This is a genomic window from Aeromonas sp. MdU4, from assembly GCF_041929505.1.
GTDB lineage: Bacteria > Pseudomonadota > Gammaproteobacteria > Enterobacterales > Aeromonadaceae > Aeromonas.
The window spans coordinates 208203-223361 of sequence record NZ_JBHFMW010000006.1; the positions used below are offsets into that span (position 1 = coordinate 208203).

Annotated in this window: 12 protein-coding genes, 6 tRNA genes and 1 pseudogene; 13 read left to right on the plus strand and 6 right to left on the minus strand. The window is 56.8% G+C overall.

Features of this window, described 5'->3' with window-relative positions; all coding sequences use genetic code 11:
- The first annotated feature begins 217 nt into the window (after positions 1-217).
- The 9 genes from rsmC (at position 218) to ACE1BR_RS04665 (ending at position 5218) form a co-directional block, all read left to right on the plus strand.
- Positions 218-1246 carry a 16S rRNA (guanine(1207)-N(2))-methyltransferase RsmC gene (gene rsmC / locus ACE1BR_RS04625; RefSeq protein ID WP_374868035.1) on the plus strand — a complete coding sequence of 343 codons (1029 nt, stop codon included), beginning with the start codon at positions 218-220 and terminating at the stop codon, positions 1244-1246.
- A 150-nt stretch (positions 1247-1396) separates the two neighbouring features.
- Positions 1397-2614: a glucose-1-phosphate adenylyltransferase gene (glgC, locus tag ACE1BR_RS04630; RefSeq protein WP_374868037.1), complete on the plus strand. Its 1218-nt coding sequence runs from the start codon at positions 1397-1399 to the stop codon at positions 2612-2614.
- Positions 2604-4064, plus strand: a complete 1461-nt coding sequence (glgA, locus tag ACE1BR_RS04635; RefSeq protein WP_374868039.1) for a glycogen synthase GlgA — start codon at positions 2604-2606, stop codon at positions 4062-4064. Before glgC ends, glgA begins: the two co-directional genes overlap by 11 nt.
- 128 nt (positions 4065-4192) lie before the next feature.
- Positions 4193-4278, plus strand: a tRNA-Leu gene (locus ACE1BR_RS04640).
- A 53-nt stretch (positions 4279-4331) separates the two neighbouring features.
- A tRNA-Leu gene (locus ACE1BR_RS04645) sits at positions 4332-4417 on the plus strand.
- Between the two features lie 44 nt (positions 4418-4461).
- A tRNA-Leu gene (locus ACE1BR_RS04650) sits at positions 4462-4547 on the plus strand.
- Positions 4548-4593: 46 nt separating this feature from the next.
- Positions 4594-4679 (plus strand) — tRNA-Leu (locus ACE1BR_RS04655).
- Positions 4680-4750: 71 nt separating this feature from the next.
- Positions 4751-4836: transfer RNA gene (locus tag ACE1BR_RS04660), tRNA-Leu, on the plus strand.
- A 109-nt stretch (positions 4837-4945) separates the two neighbouring features.
- Positions 4946-5218, plus strand: coding sequence for a late competence development ComFB family protein (locus tag ACE1BR_RS04665; protein ID WP_374868041.1), 273 nt, complete (start codon positions 4946-4948; stop codon positions 5216-5218).
- On the opposite strand, the pseudogene ACE1BR_RS04670 reads toward ACE1BR_RS04665, so the two are convergent.
- Positions 5213-5420: pseudogene (locus tag ACE1BR_RS04670) on the minus strand (hypothetical protein). The gene ACE1BR_RS04665 and the pseudogene ACE1BR_RS04670 overlap by 6 nt on opposite strands.
- 269 nt (positions 5421-5689) lie before the next feature.
- On the opposite strand from ACE1BR_RS04670, the gene nhaC reads away from it, so the two are divergent.
- Positions 5690-7099 carry a Na+/H+ antiporter NhaC gene (gene nhaC, locus ACE1BR_RS04675; RefSeq protein ID WP_374868043.1) on the plus strand — a complete coding sequence of 470 codons (1410 nt, stop codon included), beginning with the start codon at positions 5690-5692 and terminating at the stop codon, positions 7097-7099.
- 140 nt (positions 7100-7239) lie between these two features.
- On the opposite strand, the gene erpA is transcribed toward nhaC, so the two are convergent.
- From erpA to clcA, 3 genes are all read right to left on the minus strand, one after another.
- Positions 7240-7590 (minus strand): iron-sulfur cluster insertion protein ErpA, encoded by a 351-nt coding sequence (gene erpA, locus ACE1BR_RS04680; protein ID WP_374868045.1) that lies wholly within the window; start codon positions 7588-7590, stop codon positions 7240-7242.
- Positions 7591-7677: 87 nt separating this feature from the next.
- Positions 7678-8373, minus strand: a complete 696-nt coding sequence (locus ACE1BR_RS04685) for a DUF6776 family protein (protein WP_374868047.1) — start codon at positions 8371-8373, stop codon at positions 7678-7680.
- Positions 8374-8466: 93 nt separating this feature from the next.
- Positions 8467-9858: a H(+)/Cl(-) exchange transporter ClcA gene (gene clcA / locus ACE1BR_RS04690; protein ID WP_374868049.1), complete on the minus strand. Its 1392-nt coding sequence runs from the start codon at positions 9856-9858 to the stop codon at positions 8467-8469.
- A gap of 242 nt (positions 9859-10100) precedes the next feature.
- Between clcA and hemL the strand changes: the two genes are divergently transcribed.
- A complete protein-coding gene (gene hemL / locus ACE1BR_RS04695) occupies positions 10101-11387 on the plus strand; it encodes a glutamate-1-semialdehyde 2,1-aminomutase (RefSeq protein ID WP_374868051.1) in 1287 nt (428 codons plus the stop codon).
- 216 nt (positions 11388-11603) lie between these two features.
- Positions 11604-12419, plus strand: a complete 816-nt coding sequence (locus ACE1BR_RS04700) for a hypothetical protein (protein ID WP_374868053.1) — start codon at positions 11604-11606, stop codon at positions 12417-12419.
- Here the strand turns inward: ACE1BR_RS04700 and ACE1BR_RS04705 are convergent.
- Entirely contained in the window at positions 12334-13236 is a 903-nt protein-coding gene (locus ACE1BR_RS04705) for a TSUP family transporter (RefSeq protein ID WP_374868055.1), read from the minus strand. The two genes, ACE1BR_RS04700 and ACE1BR_RS04705, sit on opposite strands and share 86 nt — an antisense overlap.
- Positions 13237-13536: 300 nt before the next feature.
- Positions 13537-14286 (minus strand): DsbA family protein, encoded by a 750-nt coding sequence (locus ACE1BR_RS04710; protein WP_374868057.1) that lies wholly within the window; start codon positions 14284-14286, stop codon positions 13537-13539.
- Positions 14287-14483: 197 nt separating this feature from the next.
- Here ACE1BR_RS04710 and ACE1BR_RS04715 point away from each other — a divergent pair.
- Positions 14484-14571, plus strand: a tRNA-Ser gene (locus tag ACE1BR_RS04715).
- Positions 14572-15159 lie beyond the last annotated feature (588 nt).

Sequence of the window (15159 nt, forward strand, 5' to 3'; positions counted from 1 at the left end):
CCGGGGTTTGAATTTTCTCAGGGATGAGAGGTTACGCGCGAACGTCGGCAGGCCCGAATGTCAGGCTTTTTTTGTGCTTTCGTTTCAACCCGTTGAACCGCATTTCGTCATCTCTGGTCAAAAAATGGTGTCTGGGCATATTTCGGGAACGCAGCATAAATGTCAAGGCGAAAGGGGCTATGTATAATGGCCGCCCAAAATTGAGTGGAGAGACCCGATGAGCAGCCCTATCAGTGCCGTCAGCCAGATGCTGGAACGTAACCAAGCCCTCTTTGTCGGCAAGCGGCTACTTGTCTGCGGCGCGCTGGAGGATGACTACCCCCGCCAGCTGGCGACCCTGGCCCAGACCCTGACCATCTTTACCACCGATTACTGCTACTACCGCAGCCAGCAGGCGGCTCTCGGCGAGGCCATCCTGTTCGACCACCAGCTCGGTGGTACTCCCCGCTTCGATGCCCTGCTGCTGCTGATGCCCAAGGCCAAGGCCGAGGCACAGTATCTGCTGGCCATGATGACCCCCTTGCTGGAGGCGGGTGCCGACCTGTTCCTAGCCGGTGAAAACCGTGGCGGCATCAATGGCGCAGACAAGCTGCTGGCCCCCTATGGCGAGAAGCCAGTCAAACGTGACTCGGCCCGCCGCTGCTCCCTCTATCACGGCGAGCTCAGCAAACCGGTCACCCCGTTCGATCTGGATAGCTGGTTCGGCAGCTATCAGTGCAAAGCTGGCAACACCGAGCTGACCGTGCAGGCGTTGCCCGGCGTCTTCAGCGCCGCCGAACTGGATCTCGGCACCCAGATGCTGCTGGCGTCGGCGCCACCGATGCGGGGCACCCTGCTCGATTTCGGCTGTGGCGCTGGCGTGATTGGCTCAGTGCTGGCCAAACGCAACCCTGATCTCAAGGTCACCATGGTCGACATCAACGCACTGGCGCTGGAGTCGAGCCGCCGCACCCTGGCCATCAACGGTTTGCAAGGGGAGGTACATGCCTCCGATGTCTACTCCGATATCTCGGGAACGTTTGACCAGATTGTCTCCAACCCTCCTTTTCATGCTGGTCTCAAGACCTTCTACGCAGCGACTGAAACCTTCCTCGCCAAAGCGCCGGAATTTTTGCGGTCACAAGGCTCACTAACCATTGTTGCCAACGCCTTCCTGCGCTATCAGCCTATACTGGAGACACACTTCAAACGGACAGAAGTGATCAGCAGTGATGCCAAATTCAAGGTTTATATGAGTAGAGTGTAAATAATTGTAAGTAGTACAATAAAACCGCTAGAGAGCGCCATCTGGGATCTGATAAGGTACTCAGAGCATTATAAAAACACCCCTAAAGGGGTGTTTTTATACCGAACATTGAAAACCTTTTCATATTGTTCATTCAGGGAGAGAAACACGATGGCAGGCATTTTGACCATGATCCTGGCTGGTGGCGAAGGCACTCGTCTGCAGCCTCTTACGACTACCCGCAGCAAGCCGTCGGTTCCCTTTGGTGGCAGCTACCGGCTCATCGACTTTGTCCTCAACAACTTCGTCAACGCAGACTTTCTGCGCATCTATGTTCTGACCCAGTTCAAATCCCAGTCTCTCTATCTACACATGAAGAAGGGCTGGAATATCGTCGGCATCACTGACCGCTTTATTGACCCCATCCCGGCCCAGATGCGGATGGGCAAACGCTGGTATGACGGCACCGCCGATGCCATCTACCAAAACCTCGGCTTTATCGAACGAGCCGAACCGGATCATGTCTGTATTTTTGGCTCAGACCACATCTACAAGATGGATGTGAGCCAGATGGTCACCTTCCACAAGCAGAAAAATGCGGCCATGACAGTCGCGGCCCTGCGCATGCCCATCGCAGAGGCGAGCTCATTCGGCGTCATCGAGGTCGATACCGAAGGCCGGATGATCGGCTTCCAGGAAAAACCCAAACATCCCAAGCATATTCCCGGCGATCCCACTCAGGCGCTGGTCTCCATGGGCAACTACATCTTCGAGACCGAGGCGCTCTGCCGCGAGCTGAAGCGAGATGCTGCCGAGGAGAACTCCAGCCACGATTTCGGCAAAGATGTGATCCCGAGCCTCTATCCACGCGCCCCTGTCTATGTCTACGACTACAGCACCAACGTCATCCCGGGCGAAAGACCGAGCGTCTACTGGCGAGATGTGGGCACCCTGGACTCCTACTGGCAAGCACACATGGATTTGGTGGCAGACAATCCCCCCTTCTCCCTCTATAACCGCAAGTGGCCGCTGCACACCCACTATCCGGCACTGCCGCCTGCCACTTTCATCGACAGTGACGAGTGCAAGGTAAAGATCGCCAACTCCCTCATTTCCGCCGGTTGCTTTATTCAGGGCAGCCAAATCCAGCGCTCGATCCTTGGATTTCGTTGTAATATCGGGCCCTGCAGCCACATCAGCGAATCTGTGCTGCTAGGGGATGTGAAGATTGGTGAAGGGTGCTCTATCCGACGTGCGATCATAGATAAAAATGTTGAAATTGCGCCCGGCACCGTTATCGGTGAAAATCTCGACCACGATAGAGAGCGATTTACCGTGTCCGAAGGCGGTATCGTTGTGGTACCTAAGGGAGCAAGAGTTGGCTATTAACCCACTGAAAATCCTGTTTGTTGCCTCGGAAGTTGAGGGGCTGGTCAAAACCGGGGGCTTGGCAGACGTCGCCAGAGCCCTGCCTATGTACCTTGCCCAGAAGGGGCATGATGTCAGGATCATGCTCCCCTTCTACAAGACGATAAAGCGACGGGATGAGGCCAAGCTGGTCGCTTCACGCTGGCTGCCAACCCATCCGGGCCTGCCGGACATCGGTTATCGCATCTACCAGATGGAGTTGGACGGCGTCTGTGTCTATCTGCTCGACTGCCCGCAATATTTTGATCGTCCCCAGCTCTATGCCGAGAATAATCAGGCCTATCCGGACAACGGCGAGCGTTTTGCCTTCTTCTCGGCAGCTGCGCTCCATGCCTGCGAACAACTCGGTTTTGCCCCTGACATTGCTCACTGCAATGACTGGCATACCGGCTTGCTGCCACTGCTGCTGAAGACCCGCCATGCTCACAACCCCTTCTTCCAGCAGACCCGCAGTGTGATCAGCATTCACAACGCGGCGTTTCAGGGGGTGTTTGGTCGTGAGCAGTTCTGGGCCATGCCGGAAATCGCTGACTACGAACGCCGCATCAACTACGACTACGGCCACGTCAACCTGCTCAAATGCGGGGTACTCTACGCCGACAAGATCAATGCGGTCAGCCCCAACTATGCTCAGGAGTTGCTGACTCACCTCGGTGCCCACGGCATGGCCAACATTTTCCAGCAGCGGGCAGCCGATCTTTGCGGCATTCTCAACGGCTGTGATTACAAGGACTGGGATCCGGAGTTCGACGAATTCCTGCCTGCGACCTATAGCATCGGCAACATGGCAGGCAAACAGGTCTGCAAGCAGAGCCTGCAACAGGAAGCGGGACTTGCCGTTGCGGATCTCCCGATCTATGGCATGGTTTGCCGCCTGACCGAGCAGAAGGGCGTGCCCTTGCTGCTCCCTGCACTGGAGAAATTCCTTCACCATCAGGTGCAAGTGGTGATCGTCGGCTCTGGCGATCCTGCGCTCGCCACTCAGCTGCAAACCATGGCACAGCAGTATCCGGGCAAGCTGGCCTTCATCAATGCCTATGATGACCGGCTGGCTCATCTGGTCGAAGCCGGTGCCGACTTCTTCCTGATGCCATCGCTGTTCGAACCTTGCGGACTCAACCAGATGTACAGCCTCGCCTACGGCACTCTGCCCCTGGTACGGGCCGTTGGTGGCCTGAAAGACACAGTAGTGGATTGGGATGCCGATCCTGAAAATGCCACCGGCTTCTGCTTCAATGATCCGACGGCAACCATTCTGCTTGATACCATGCGTCGCAGCTTGCTCTACTTCCTGCAGGACAAGGAGCAATTTGCCAAGGTACAGCACAACGCCATGAACACCCGCTTCAACTGGCCCGACTCGGTTACCCAGTATGAGCAGATGTATCAGAGTGCATTGGGCCGTTACTGAGCTGCAAACATCAGCTAATTGCTGAAGATTTGTACCCTTGGTTCAACTTTAAGCGTCAACAGCGAAAAAAGTCCCCTTTGGCTGTTGACGCTCCCCCAAAACTCTATAGAATCCCCCTCCGCAGTGATGCGAAGGTGGCGGAATTGGTAGACGCGCTAGCTTCAGGTGTTAGTGTCCCACGGATGTGAGGGTTCGAGTCCCTCTCTTCGCACCAATACTGCCATGCTGATTCAGCAGCATGTAAATCCAACTAGAAAACCCGAATGTGCGAAGGTGGCGGAATTGGTAGACGCGCTAGCTTCAGGTGTTAGTGCCCCCCGGGTGTGAGGGTTCGAGTCCCTCTCTTCGCACCATGCTTCTCCAGACAGCATGTAAATCAAAACTGGTAACACAATGTGCGAAGGTGGCGGAATTGGTAGACGCGCTAGCTTCAGGTGTTAGTGTCCCACGGATGTGAGGGTTCGAGTCCCTCTCTTCGCACCATGCTTTATCCAGACAGCATGTAAATCCAGACTGGAAACCCGAATGTGCGAAGGTGGCGGAATTGGTAGACGCGCTAGCTTCAGGTGTTAGTGCCCCCCGGGTGTGAGGGTTCGAGTCCCTCTCTTCGCACCATGATTCTGACATGTAAAAACAGAGCAATGCGCTCCAACCGCATTTAAAAACCAGCTGGAGAAAATCAGTGTGCGAAGGTGGCGGAATTGGTAGACGCGCTAGCTTCAGGTGTTAGTGTCCCACGGATGTGAGGGTTCGAGTCCCTCTCTTCGCACCATTCATTACGCAAAAGGCCCATCACGAAAGTGATGGGCCTTTTGTTTTTACTCCTTGTTATGGCTATGCTTTTGACGACTCCCCGCTCATCGTCATGCCAAGGAACGCATATGATACTGGATACCGACATTCACAACTTTTACGAACATCTGGTGCTCAAGGAGATTGAGAAGCAGGGGCTGCAGCAGAAGCTCACTAGCGACCAGATGGCCGACCTCTGCTGCCTCACCCTTAACCAGCTCCCTTCCCACTATATTCGCCACGATGTTGACATGATCTACTTCCTGACCGATGCCAAACGCACCGAGATGGAGAAGCTGGTCGTCGAGTCACTCAAGCTGGCGCAGCAGAAAATCAAGCAGGCTCCCGCCAAAACCTCATAACCAGGATTGCTGCCAGAGCAGGAGGCGATACCGCTCAACCCGGCCACTGGCAGCAAGATCAAGGCGGGGCGCAATCCGGGCTCCGGCATAACCCAGGCTGCCAGCAGGAAACCGCTACTCCAGGTGCCGTACTCTTTATCCAGACCCCATGTGAGTACAACCACCGCTACCAGCAACATCATCCCCGCAATATCCAGCGCAATGTTTTTTCCCCGCCATGAAGGTGCAAATTGCGTTGTGAGTAAGCTTCGAATGTGACCAATCATGTCAACATGGCGCTCAAAAACGGGTTATGAGATCAACTAATTTGTAATTTCTTCAATCAAATGTGCATTTTTACCAATTTGGTGGGGCTTTAACCCGCCAGGTTTGTGGTAGATTGCGGCCTCTTTTTGGGTTGGCCCCTCGGGATACGTGTATCCACAGGACGAGAGGGACTGACCTTGGCGAGCAAGAGTTTAGGAAGTATCTATGCAAAACCAACAAAACCACATCCGACTACCGGGCATGGCACAGGTGTTTGCCTGTCTGGCCATTTTTCTGGCACTGGCATTTTCGTTCACCAGCGTGCTCGACTTGCCAATCCAGCTGGCACTGTTCATCGCCTGGTTCGTCATCATGGGGCTCGGCATCAAGCTGGGCCACGATTACAAATCTCTGGAGCAGGCTGCCGTTGACGGCGTTGCCAAGGGGATGGGGGCCATCCTGATCCTGGTCTCCGTAGGTGCCCTGGTCGGCACCTGGATTGCTGGCGGCATTGTCCCCAGCATCATCTACTTCGGCCTCAAGGTGATCCACCCGTCCATCTTCCTGTTGGCGACCCTGATCATCTGCTCCCTGACCTCGCTGGCCACCGGCACCTCTTGGGGCTCTGCCGCTACCGCGGGTATCGCCATGATGGGGATCGGCCACAGCCTCGGCGTGCCTGCGCCGCTGGTAGCCGGTGCCGTGCTCTCCGGCGTCTACTTCGGTGACAAGCTCTCTCCGCTCTCCGACTCCGTGGTACTGGCCTCGACCATGTCCAACGTCGATGTGGTGGAGCATATCAAGGGGATGCTGCCCATCAGTTTGCTCTCCTATGTCATCACCGCCGTGCTGTTCACCGTGGTGGGCATGCAGTATTCGGGCAACGTCAGTCTGGAGCAGGTCAATCTGGTGATGGAGGCCCTCGACAGCCAGTTCAACATCACCCCGTTGGCCATCGTGCCGGTGGTACTGGTGCTGGGCCTGTTGGCTAACCGCAAGCCCGCCTTCCCGGTGATCAGCTTCGGCGCCCTGCTGGGCCTGATCTGGGCTATCGCTTTCCAGGGCATGGATCCGGTCAAGGCAATGCACTCCGCCTACAGCCCGTTTGCCATCACCTCCGGCATCGGCTTTATCGACAATATTCTCGGTCGCGGCGGCATGGAGTCCATGCTGGGCTCGGTTGCGGTCATCATCTTCGGTCTCGGGTTTGGCGGCCTGCTGGAGAAGGTCGGTATTCTGGAAGTAATCGCCAGCGCCTTCGAGAAGCGCATCAACAGCGCTGGCAGCCTGACCACCCACACTATAGGCACTGCGTTTCTGGCCAACGTGTTCGGCTCGGCCATGTATGTGTCGCTGATCCTGACCCCCAAGATCATGGCCAAGAACTACGACCGGCTGGGGCTGGCACGCAAAAACCTCTCTCGCAACGCCGAATTTGGCGGCACCCTCACCTGCGGCATGGTGCCCTGGAGCGACAACGGCATCTTCATGGCCGGGGTGCTGGGGGTGGCGACCCTCGACTACCTGCCCTACATGTGGCTGAGCTTCACCTGCATCATTGTGACTATCGCCCTCTCTTATATGGGCAAGGCAGTAAACAGGGTCCCGCTGGTCGCGGCCGCAAGCTCTCGTTAAATTCATTCCGTAAACAACAAAGGCGCCATCAAGGCGCCTTTGTTGTTTCAGGGGAATGCTGTTTGCAGACACTCGCTGACTACCCCAAACAAAAACAGCCCTCGTCGCCGAGAGCTGTTTCATCAAACCGATAATGCCGATCAGATGGAGAAGCTGGAACCACAACCACAGGTAGTGGTCGCATTGGGGTTGGTCACGGTGAAGCGTGAACCTTCCAGACCCTCGGTGTAATCCACACTACCGCCTACCAGATATTGCAGGCTCATAGGGTCGATCACCATGGTGACACCGTTCTTCTCGACCACAGTATCACCGTCGTTGATCTTCTCATCAAAGGTAAAGCCATACTGGAAACCGGAGCAGCCCCCACCCGTGATATACACCCGCAGCTTGAGCTGTGGATTCTCTTCCTCGGTGATCAGCTTCTTCACCTTGTTGGCCGCCGCATCCGTCATCTGGATGGGCAGCGGGGCTTCTGCTACTGCACTCATTACTGACCTCACAACCATTAGATCCACAAACATGGAAACCGCGAAATTATCCAATACCCGACCATTCAGTTCAAGTATTCACCACGTTTAACCGGCCGCGGGCACCGGCGCGGGTGGCGCAGCGACCAGCGGCTTGATCACCTCCCCCCACTCAACCAGCAACTCTTGCGCCGGTTGCCTGCCGTCCTTGTTGATGGTGACACGGATCCGATCCGGCACAAAGCCTTCCGGCAACTGCCAATTCCCTTCCAGCAGCTGGAAATAGCGCAGGGAGTAGCGCCACTCGCTCACCTTCATCCCAAGTTCCCGCCCCGTCAGGGTCTTCGGCTTGTCAGCCAGGCTCCCCTCAACCCGGATCTGCACCTGACCACGAAACAGCTCCCGCTTCTTGGCGGGCTGGGTCAGGGCGAGACGGTAGTGGTAACGACCGGGAATGCTGGTCTCCTGCAAAGTCAGGTTGTCGATCACTACCCCCACCTGTTCACCGGTGGGGCGCATGATCCGTTCAAAAAAGGCCAGCTGGCGCTTGAGCTCCTGTACCTGCGCCTCCTGACTTTTCAGGGTGGTCTGCAACTGCTCAAAGGCCGCTTTCTGAGTTGCCAGCTGGGTATCTTTCACCCCCAGCTCGGTCTTGAGTTGGCCGATGGCCTTGCCCTGGCGATCCAGCGTCTCCTGCTGCACCACCAACAGACTGCTCTGGGCCAGCTCCTGACGGTTACCGGCAAAGTAACCGATAAGCCCGCCAACGGCTAACACGACCAATAACTTCAATAGATTGGACATAGCCCCTCATCCCGTTATCACGCTATTTTTACGGCAACGCCTCTCCCTTCACTATACCGCCCGGACCGGGGTCAAACGCGATAAAGGCAAAAATTAACTGGCCGTGGCGCTGCCATCACCCCGCTTTTGACGCGCAGCAAGCCGTAAAGTTCGCTCCAGGATCTGGGAATAGATGGGGCGACCACCCAACCACTGGGCAACGACTGTCGCCCCAACCGTGGTGATCATCATTGGCAGGATCAGCTGATAGTTGTCGGTCATCTCGGTAACCAGCACGATGCCGGTGATGGGGGCACGCACTGTGGCGGCAAACAGCGCTCCCATACCAGCGATGGCAAAGGCACCGGGCTCGATGCCCAGCTCGGGAAACGCCGCATGAAACAGATGGCCGAACACCACGCCAAACAGGGTGCCGAGGGCCAAGGTCGGCGCAAATACCCCGCCAGGGGCACCAGAGCAGAAGCAGATGAGGGTCGCAACCAGCCGCACCGAGAAGATGAGAAACAGGGTCGCCATTGCATACTCACCGCTCATCAGGTGGGGAATGAGCTCAGTGCCACCGCCCGTCACTGACGGGGCAAACAGCGACAACACGCCAAAGGTACCTGCGACCAGCATGCCGATGGCCACGAAACGGTGGCGCTTGTTCTGATGCAGCGCCAGATAACCATCCTGACAGGCAAGCACCAGCTTGTTGAAGACAAAACCCAACACCCCGAAGGTGGCCCCCATAAAGAGGAACAGCCAGAGCGCCTTGAGGGCTGGCGCATCGTAGTGGGGCAAGGTGATCACCGCCCCCTGCCCTTTCATGTTCTGCAGCATCAGGGTCGCCATGATGGCGGAGATCCCCACCGCCTTGATGGCCAGAAAGGAGTAACGAAACTGCGGCCGCATCTCCTCCATCACAAACAGGATGCCCGCCAGCGGCGCATTGAAGGCCGCCGCCAGACCACCCGCCGCACCGGCGGCCAGCAGGGCGTGACCATGCTCCTTGGGCAGTCTGAAGATATCCGCCACCATCTTGCCGAGGTTGCCACCGATCTGCACCGAGGGCCCCTCCCGCCCCAACACCATGCCGGAGCTCAGGGTACAGATGCCCCCGAAGAACTTGACCGGCAACACCCGCCACCACCGAACAGGACGCAGATCGTCCATCGCCCCTTCGATTTCGGGAATGCCGGAGCCCCCCGCTTCCGGGGCAAAGGCATGAGTGAGGAAGTAGCCGATAAACCCCAGCAAGGCGCTGAAACCGAAGCCGAACAGACCGAGCTGCCACCAGGGACGGTCGGCCAGCAACGCGATACGTTGTTCTGCCAACCAGTGGACACCCGATTCGAACAGGCCGCAGACCAGCCCGGCCAGAGTGCCGACCAACGCTGCCAGCAGCAGAACCAGCAAGGGCATCTTGTCTTGCCGAATGATTCGGGAAACCGACCCGCGCGGCGAGGCGGACGGTTCAGATGAGGAGAGAGCTTGTTGCGCCATCTTGTTACACCAACTTGGAAACGCCATATCGTCAGCTAGCTGAGATCAGGATCACCCGGCGCGTTGCTCGGCTGCCCAGGGCTGGGGCTTTCTGCTATAGTCGGCCCGTTAATTTTGTCACGGGAGCAGACCGAGAGTCCGGGTGGCGAGAGCGCAAAGCATACTCCTGATGCCCCGACCTGCCGAGTCTCAATCGGCTGCAATCCCCTGTGTGACGACCAAAATCCCATTAAGGATGATCCATGTCAAAATCAGATCAGCTGTTTGAACAGGCCCGCCAGACCATTCCGGGTGGCGTCAACTCTCCGGTCCGCGCCTTCAATGGGGTCGGTGGCACACCCCGCTTCATCGACCACGCCAATGGCGCCTATCTCTATGATGTGGATGGTCAATCCTACGTGGATTACATCGGCTCCTGGGGCCCCATGCTGCTCGGTCACAACCACCCGGCCATCAAGGCTGCCGTTATCAAAGCGGTGGAAAAAGGGCTGAGCTACGGCGCACCGACCGAGATCGAAGTGCTGATGGCAGAGAAAGTCCGCCAGATCGTCCCCTCCATGGAGCAGGTACGGATGGTCAACTCCGGCACCGAGGCGACCATGAGCGCCATCCGGCTGGCCCGTGGCTACACCGGCCGCGACAAGATCGTCAAATTCGAGGGCTGCTACCACGGCCACGCCGACTCCCTGCTGGTCAAAGCCGGTTCCGGCGCCCTGACCCTGGGTCAGCCCAACAGCCCGGGCGTCCCGGCCGATTTCGCCAAGCACACCCTGACCTGCGTCTTCAACGATCTGGCGTCGGTGCGCGAAGCCTTCACCCAGTACGGCAGCGAGATCGCCTGTATCATCGTCGAGCCGGTGGCTGGCAACATGAACTGCATCCCGCCGGTACCCGGCTTCCTAGAGGGGCTGCGCACCATCTGTGACGAGTTCGGCGCCCTGCTGATCCTGGACGAGGTGATGACCGGTTTCCGCGTCTCCCTGCGCGGTGCTCAGGGCTACTACAACATCGACCCGGATCTCACCACCCTCGGCAAGATCATCGGTGCTGGCATGCCGGTCGGCGCCTTCGGCGGCAAGAAGAAGGTGATGCAGCACATCGCCCCGACCGGCCCGGTCTATCAGGCTGGTACCCTCTCCGGCAACCCGGTAGCCATGGCTGCTGGCCTCACCATGCTGGACCTGCTGCTGGCTCCGGGCCTCTATGAGCAGCTGAGCGACAAAACTGCGCGTGTTGCAGAAGGCCTGAAAGCCGCCGCCGCCAAGCACGGTATCCCGCTCGCCATCAACTATGTGGGTGGCATGTTCGGCTTCTTCTTTACCGACGAGCCCGAAATCACCCGCTACGAGCAGGTCACCCGCTGCGATATGGAACGCTTCAAACGCTTCTATCATCTGATGCTGGAAGAGGGTGTCTATCTGGCACCGAGCGCCTACGAGGCGGGCTTCCTGTCGTTGGCTCACGGCGACAAGGAGATTGAGCACACTCTGGCAGCCGCCGAACGCAGCTTCGCCAAGCTGGCTGGCTAAATCGCCGCAGGTTGTCGCAAAGGGCCCGTCATGGGCCCTTTTCTATTGCAGTGCACCCATAATCACACAGGGCAGCAATACGCCCATTTCTGGTGCATGACTTCCTCGTCATCCGTCGTGTTGTCATCCTCTGGTGCAACTTGCCCCGCCATCCCTGTCATAAAGCAGGCCCACTATTTGCACATCCGCTACAGAGCCCACGTCACCGAGGTCTATATGGCAGAGATGAGCCCCATTGATGTGCTGCGGCGCTATCAGGAGTATCAGGAGGAGCTGACCCCGCTACTGCAAGGACTGCTCAGCGCCCCCCTTGCCTCGCTCAAGAGGTATCCCTTTGTTGTCAGCATTGACCGCTATCAGGGGCCAGTGTGCATCCAGCCTGCGGCACCGGCGGCCCATAATCGGTTGCACCTTATCGTGCAGGGGCAGGGGCGGGAGATCACCGTCTGTCTGAATCAGCTGATTGGCTGGTTAATGGGGGACAGGGAGCGCCGCCGCGCTATGCCTTGGTTCAAGGGGGTCTATGTGGTGCTCAGCATGGCGCTGTTTCTCATCGTCGCCACCCTGATCTGGCACGGGCTGGAGCAGCTCTACCAGTTGTTGTGCGGCGAGCAGCAGAACCGGCTCGGCGCCTTTAGCGCCATCATCTTCCTGACGCTGGCGCTGGCGGTGTTCGATCTAGGCAAGACCATTCTGGAAGAGGAGGTTTTGCTGCATAAGGACATCTTCCGCCACAGCGCCATTCGCCGCACCATCACCCGCTTTATCGCCGCCATCCTGATCGCAGTCTCCATAGAGGGGTTGTTGCTGCTGTTCAAAGGGTCACTCGGCCAGAGCGAGCTGCTCTGGCCTGCAGTTGGTGTAATGGGATGTGCCGTGGGATTACTGCTGGCGCTGGGACTCTATGTCTTTCTGGGGGCCAAAGCCGAGGCGTCACTGGTACAGGCTAACCTGCGCACTCCACCGCCAGTTGCACAGAGGAGCGACGTGCAGTCCGCCAGGAGGCGTACATGGTCCAGGAGGTATAGATGACAATAAAGGCGACCAGCCACTTCAGCATCTCCATATCCATGGATTGCACCAGCATGGCAGCCAGTAGCACGCCGATGGGGCCAAAGATGGCCACCGCCAGCACCGCCTTGGCATCAAACGCCCCTTTGCGGATAAAAGTACCTGCGGAGAAGACGCTGAGTACGGCAGCCGAGCCCATCATAATGGGGAACGCCGCCAGCGGGTTCATCCCCAGCAGATAGACCAGCGTCATGCAGGGGGCAAACAGGCCGATACCGACATTCATCAGCACCCCGAAGATAAAGTTACCGAGCAGGGCGATCGCCAACTTGTAGCCACTGAGCCCCATCGCCTCCCCACCGACCGGGAACAATCCGAACAGACCGGCGAAAATCAGCCCAGCCACGACCAAGAGAGAAGCGGCCATCACCAACCGGATAGTCTGGCGGTCAAACGAAGCAACATGGCGAGCACCCCACACAGCGCCAGCAGCCGCGGCAAACATCATGCTGATCAGCGTCGCGGGTTCCACTGCAACTGAGCCAATAAAGATGAGCGACTGGGTTACCGTAGGCAACACACACTGACCATTGAGGGTACCGGGCAATACGCGATCATCGATCAGTTTGAACTGTTTGTAGCAAGCGGTCTTCACTGCAAAGCTGCCCACCCCCAAGGTATCGAGGAAATTGGCCACGCCCCCGATCAGTGCGACCGGCCAGAAGGGCGTTGTTTCGAAAGTCCCTGCGCACCGCTTCCGCCAGCAGGCTTGTACCAGCATAAAGATGAACACCAGAGCACCACTTATAAAAATAATCCGCAAAACTTCAACTAACATATGGGTTTCTCCTGCACCGGGCGGCGATTCTAAGGCAGGAGCACATAAAAATCCTGGCAAGAATTAAGCAATCGCCAAATGGGGTGACAAAAGAGTTAACAGATAACAGTGTGAACTCGAACGACTCTGCTAATACTTGTTACTGAAGGCCACCAGGCCTGCGCCATCGGTCGTTGTTATGGTCATTTCGCGACGACCACCTGCACTGATGGACGTAATGAAAAAGAGGGCCGGTATTAATACCGACCCTCTTTCTGTATCTGGTCAGGGACACACAGTCCCGCTTGCCATGACAGCCGCTTATTGAATGCTCTTGCCAGCACGAACATCCTTGATAAAGCCTTTCAGGCTAGCCAGATCACGCGGTGCTCCGCGCAGGATCTGATCACCGATAATAAATGCGGGGGTACCGGAAATACCGAGCGCTTCGGCCAGGGCACGGTTGGTACCGAGGTTCTGGTCAATGCTGCCATCCTTCAGCTTGGCTTCGACCTTGCTCCAGTCAACGCCAGCGGCCTTGGCAACCTGCTTGACCTGAGCCTCATCAGAGAGCGGGCCCTGATGGGTATAGAGCTTCTCGTGGAACGCCTGATACTTGTCAGGCTGGCCCAACTGAACCGCCAGAGCGGCACGGGCAGCGAAGTAGGAGGATTCGCTCAGAATGGGGAACTGCTTGTAGATGTAACGGATGTCTTTATCTTCCGCCATCAACTGCTTGACCAGCGGATGAGCACGCTTGCAGTAACCACAGTTGTAATCAAAGAACTCCACAACCGTGAGCGATGCCTTCGGATTTCCCATCTCGGGATCATTATTTGCATAGAGCTGCTTGGCGTGAGCCTTGATCAACGCCTTATCACTCGCAGCCTGCTGACTCTCCTGCTTGGCACGCAGGGCATTGGACATTTCGACCAGGATCTCCGGATTCTTTACCAGATAGTCACGGACAATTTGCTCGACATCGCTCTTGGTCAGTTCGCTTGCATGTACCGGGGCAGCCAACATGCTCACGCCAGCCAGTGCACAAAACAGGGCATTTTTAATAGTCATAACGTTATCTTGCAGAGGATAGGATGGAGGCCACTATAGTGGTGGAGTCTGTTTTCAAGTCAAGTTATCTGGCCAAAAAAGCGCTTGATGTGCTCTGCTTGCCACTTTTTCGCGCCATTTCGCGCAATTAACCAGCAATCGAACCAGGCAGGGATTTACAAGCCAGATCAGCATGGTAATATTCGCCGCACTGCTGCGGAGGGGTGGCAGAGCGGCTGAATGCACCGGTCTTGAAAACCGGCGATGGGCGACCATCCGTGGGTTCAAATCCCACCTCCTCCGCCATTCATACCGAGCCCATGCAACCATGTTGCACGGGCTTTTTGTTTGCCTACGATTTGCCATTCCTCACAACTCTCAACACATTAGCCTTCTGCAACACCAGCCCTCATCTTCTAACCTGCTGGCTCAATTCACCTATCAACATCGAACCTCTGCGTTTCTGTGCATATCCCTTCCCATTTTCTTATTACCCCAAACCACAACGACCAAACACAGCAACCACTGCGTCAGAAATGTGGGCGCAGCCAATAATCCCTCTTTGTAATAACGTCAGGACCGGCTAACAAAGGCATAGAAAAACAGAGGCGATAAGAAAGAGAGCTTACCGCTAGCTAACACAGGATGCAGATACCTAGGAAAGATCGCAAGCAAGAACTCAGCACATGCTGACGAGCATAGGCTGCACGGATCATGACGACGCCAGAGCCGCCATACAGAGCAACCGCTTCCATGAAGGAAGAGCAAAAAGTGGAACATCAAGCTATTCGTAGCACCGACAAACAACGGCGCATAGCAAGAAGAACAGAGGAAAGAGGATAGAGGATAGAACGGGTCAATAATCAGGCGATTAGCTGAATTGCAGCCAATAAA

What these genes read in the sequence shown, in the direction of transcription:
- clcA (WP_374868049.1), bottom strand. Translation starts at nt 9,858, where the DNA reads ATGGCGCAACAAGCTCTCTCCTCATCTGAACCGTCCGCCTCGCCGCGC.
- ACE1BR_RS04700 (WP_374868053.1), top strand. Translation starts at nt 11,604, where the DNA reads ATGGCAGAGATGAGCCCCATTGATGTGCTGCGGCGCTATCAGGAGTAT.
- ACE1BR_RS04685 (WP_374868047.1), bottom strand. Translation starts at nt 8,373, where the DNA reads ATGTCCAATCTATTGAAGTTATTGGTCGTGTTAGCCGTTGGCGGGCTT.
- ACE1BR_RS04705 (WP_374868055.1), bottom strand. Translation starts at nt 13,236, where the DNA reads ATGTTAGTTGAAGTTTTGCGGATTATTTTTATAAGTGGTGCTCTGGTG.
- hemL (WP_374868051.1), top strand. Translation starts at nt 10,101, where the DNA reads ATGTCAAAATCAGATCAGCTGTTTGAACAGGCCCGCCAGACCATTCCG.
- glgC (WP_374868037.1), top strand. Translation starts at nt 1,397, where the DNA reads ATGGCAGGCATTTTGACCATGATCCTGGCTGGTGGCGAAGGCACTCGT.
- ACE1BR_RS04710 (WP_374868057.1), bottom strand. Translation starts at nt 14,286, where the DNA reads ATGACTATTAAAAATGCCCTGTTTTGTGCACTGGCTGGCGTGAGCATG.
- nhaC (WP_374868043.1), top strand. Translation starts at nt 5,690, where the DNA reads ATGCAAAACCAACAAAACCACATCCGACTACCGGGCATGGCACAGGTG.
- ACE1BR_RS04665 (WP_374868041.1), top strand. Translation starts at nt 4,946, where the DNA reads ATGATACTGGATACCGACATTCACAACTTTTACGAACATCTGGTGCTC.
- rsmC (WP_374868035.1), top strand. Translation starts at nt 218, where the DNA reads ATGAGCAGCCCTATCAGTGCCGTCAGCCAGATGCTGGAACGTAACCAA.
- erpA (WP_374868045.1), bottom strand. Translation starts at nt 7,590, where the DNA reads ATGAGTGCAGTAGCAGAAGCCCCGCTGCCCATCCAGATGACGGATGCG.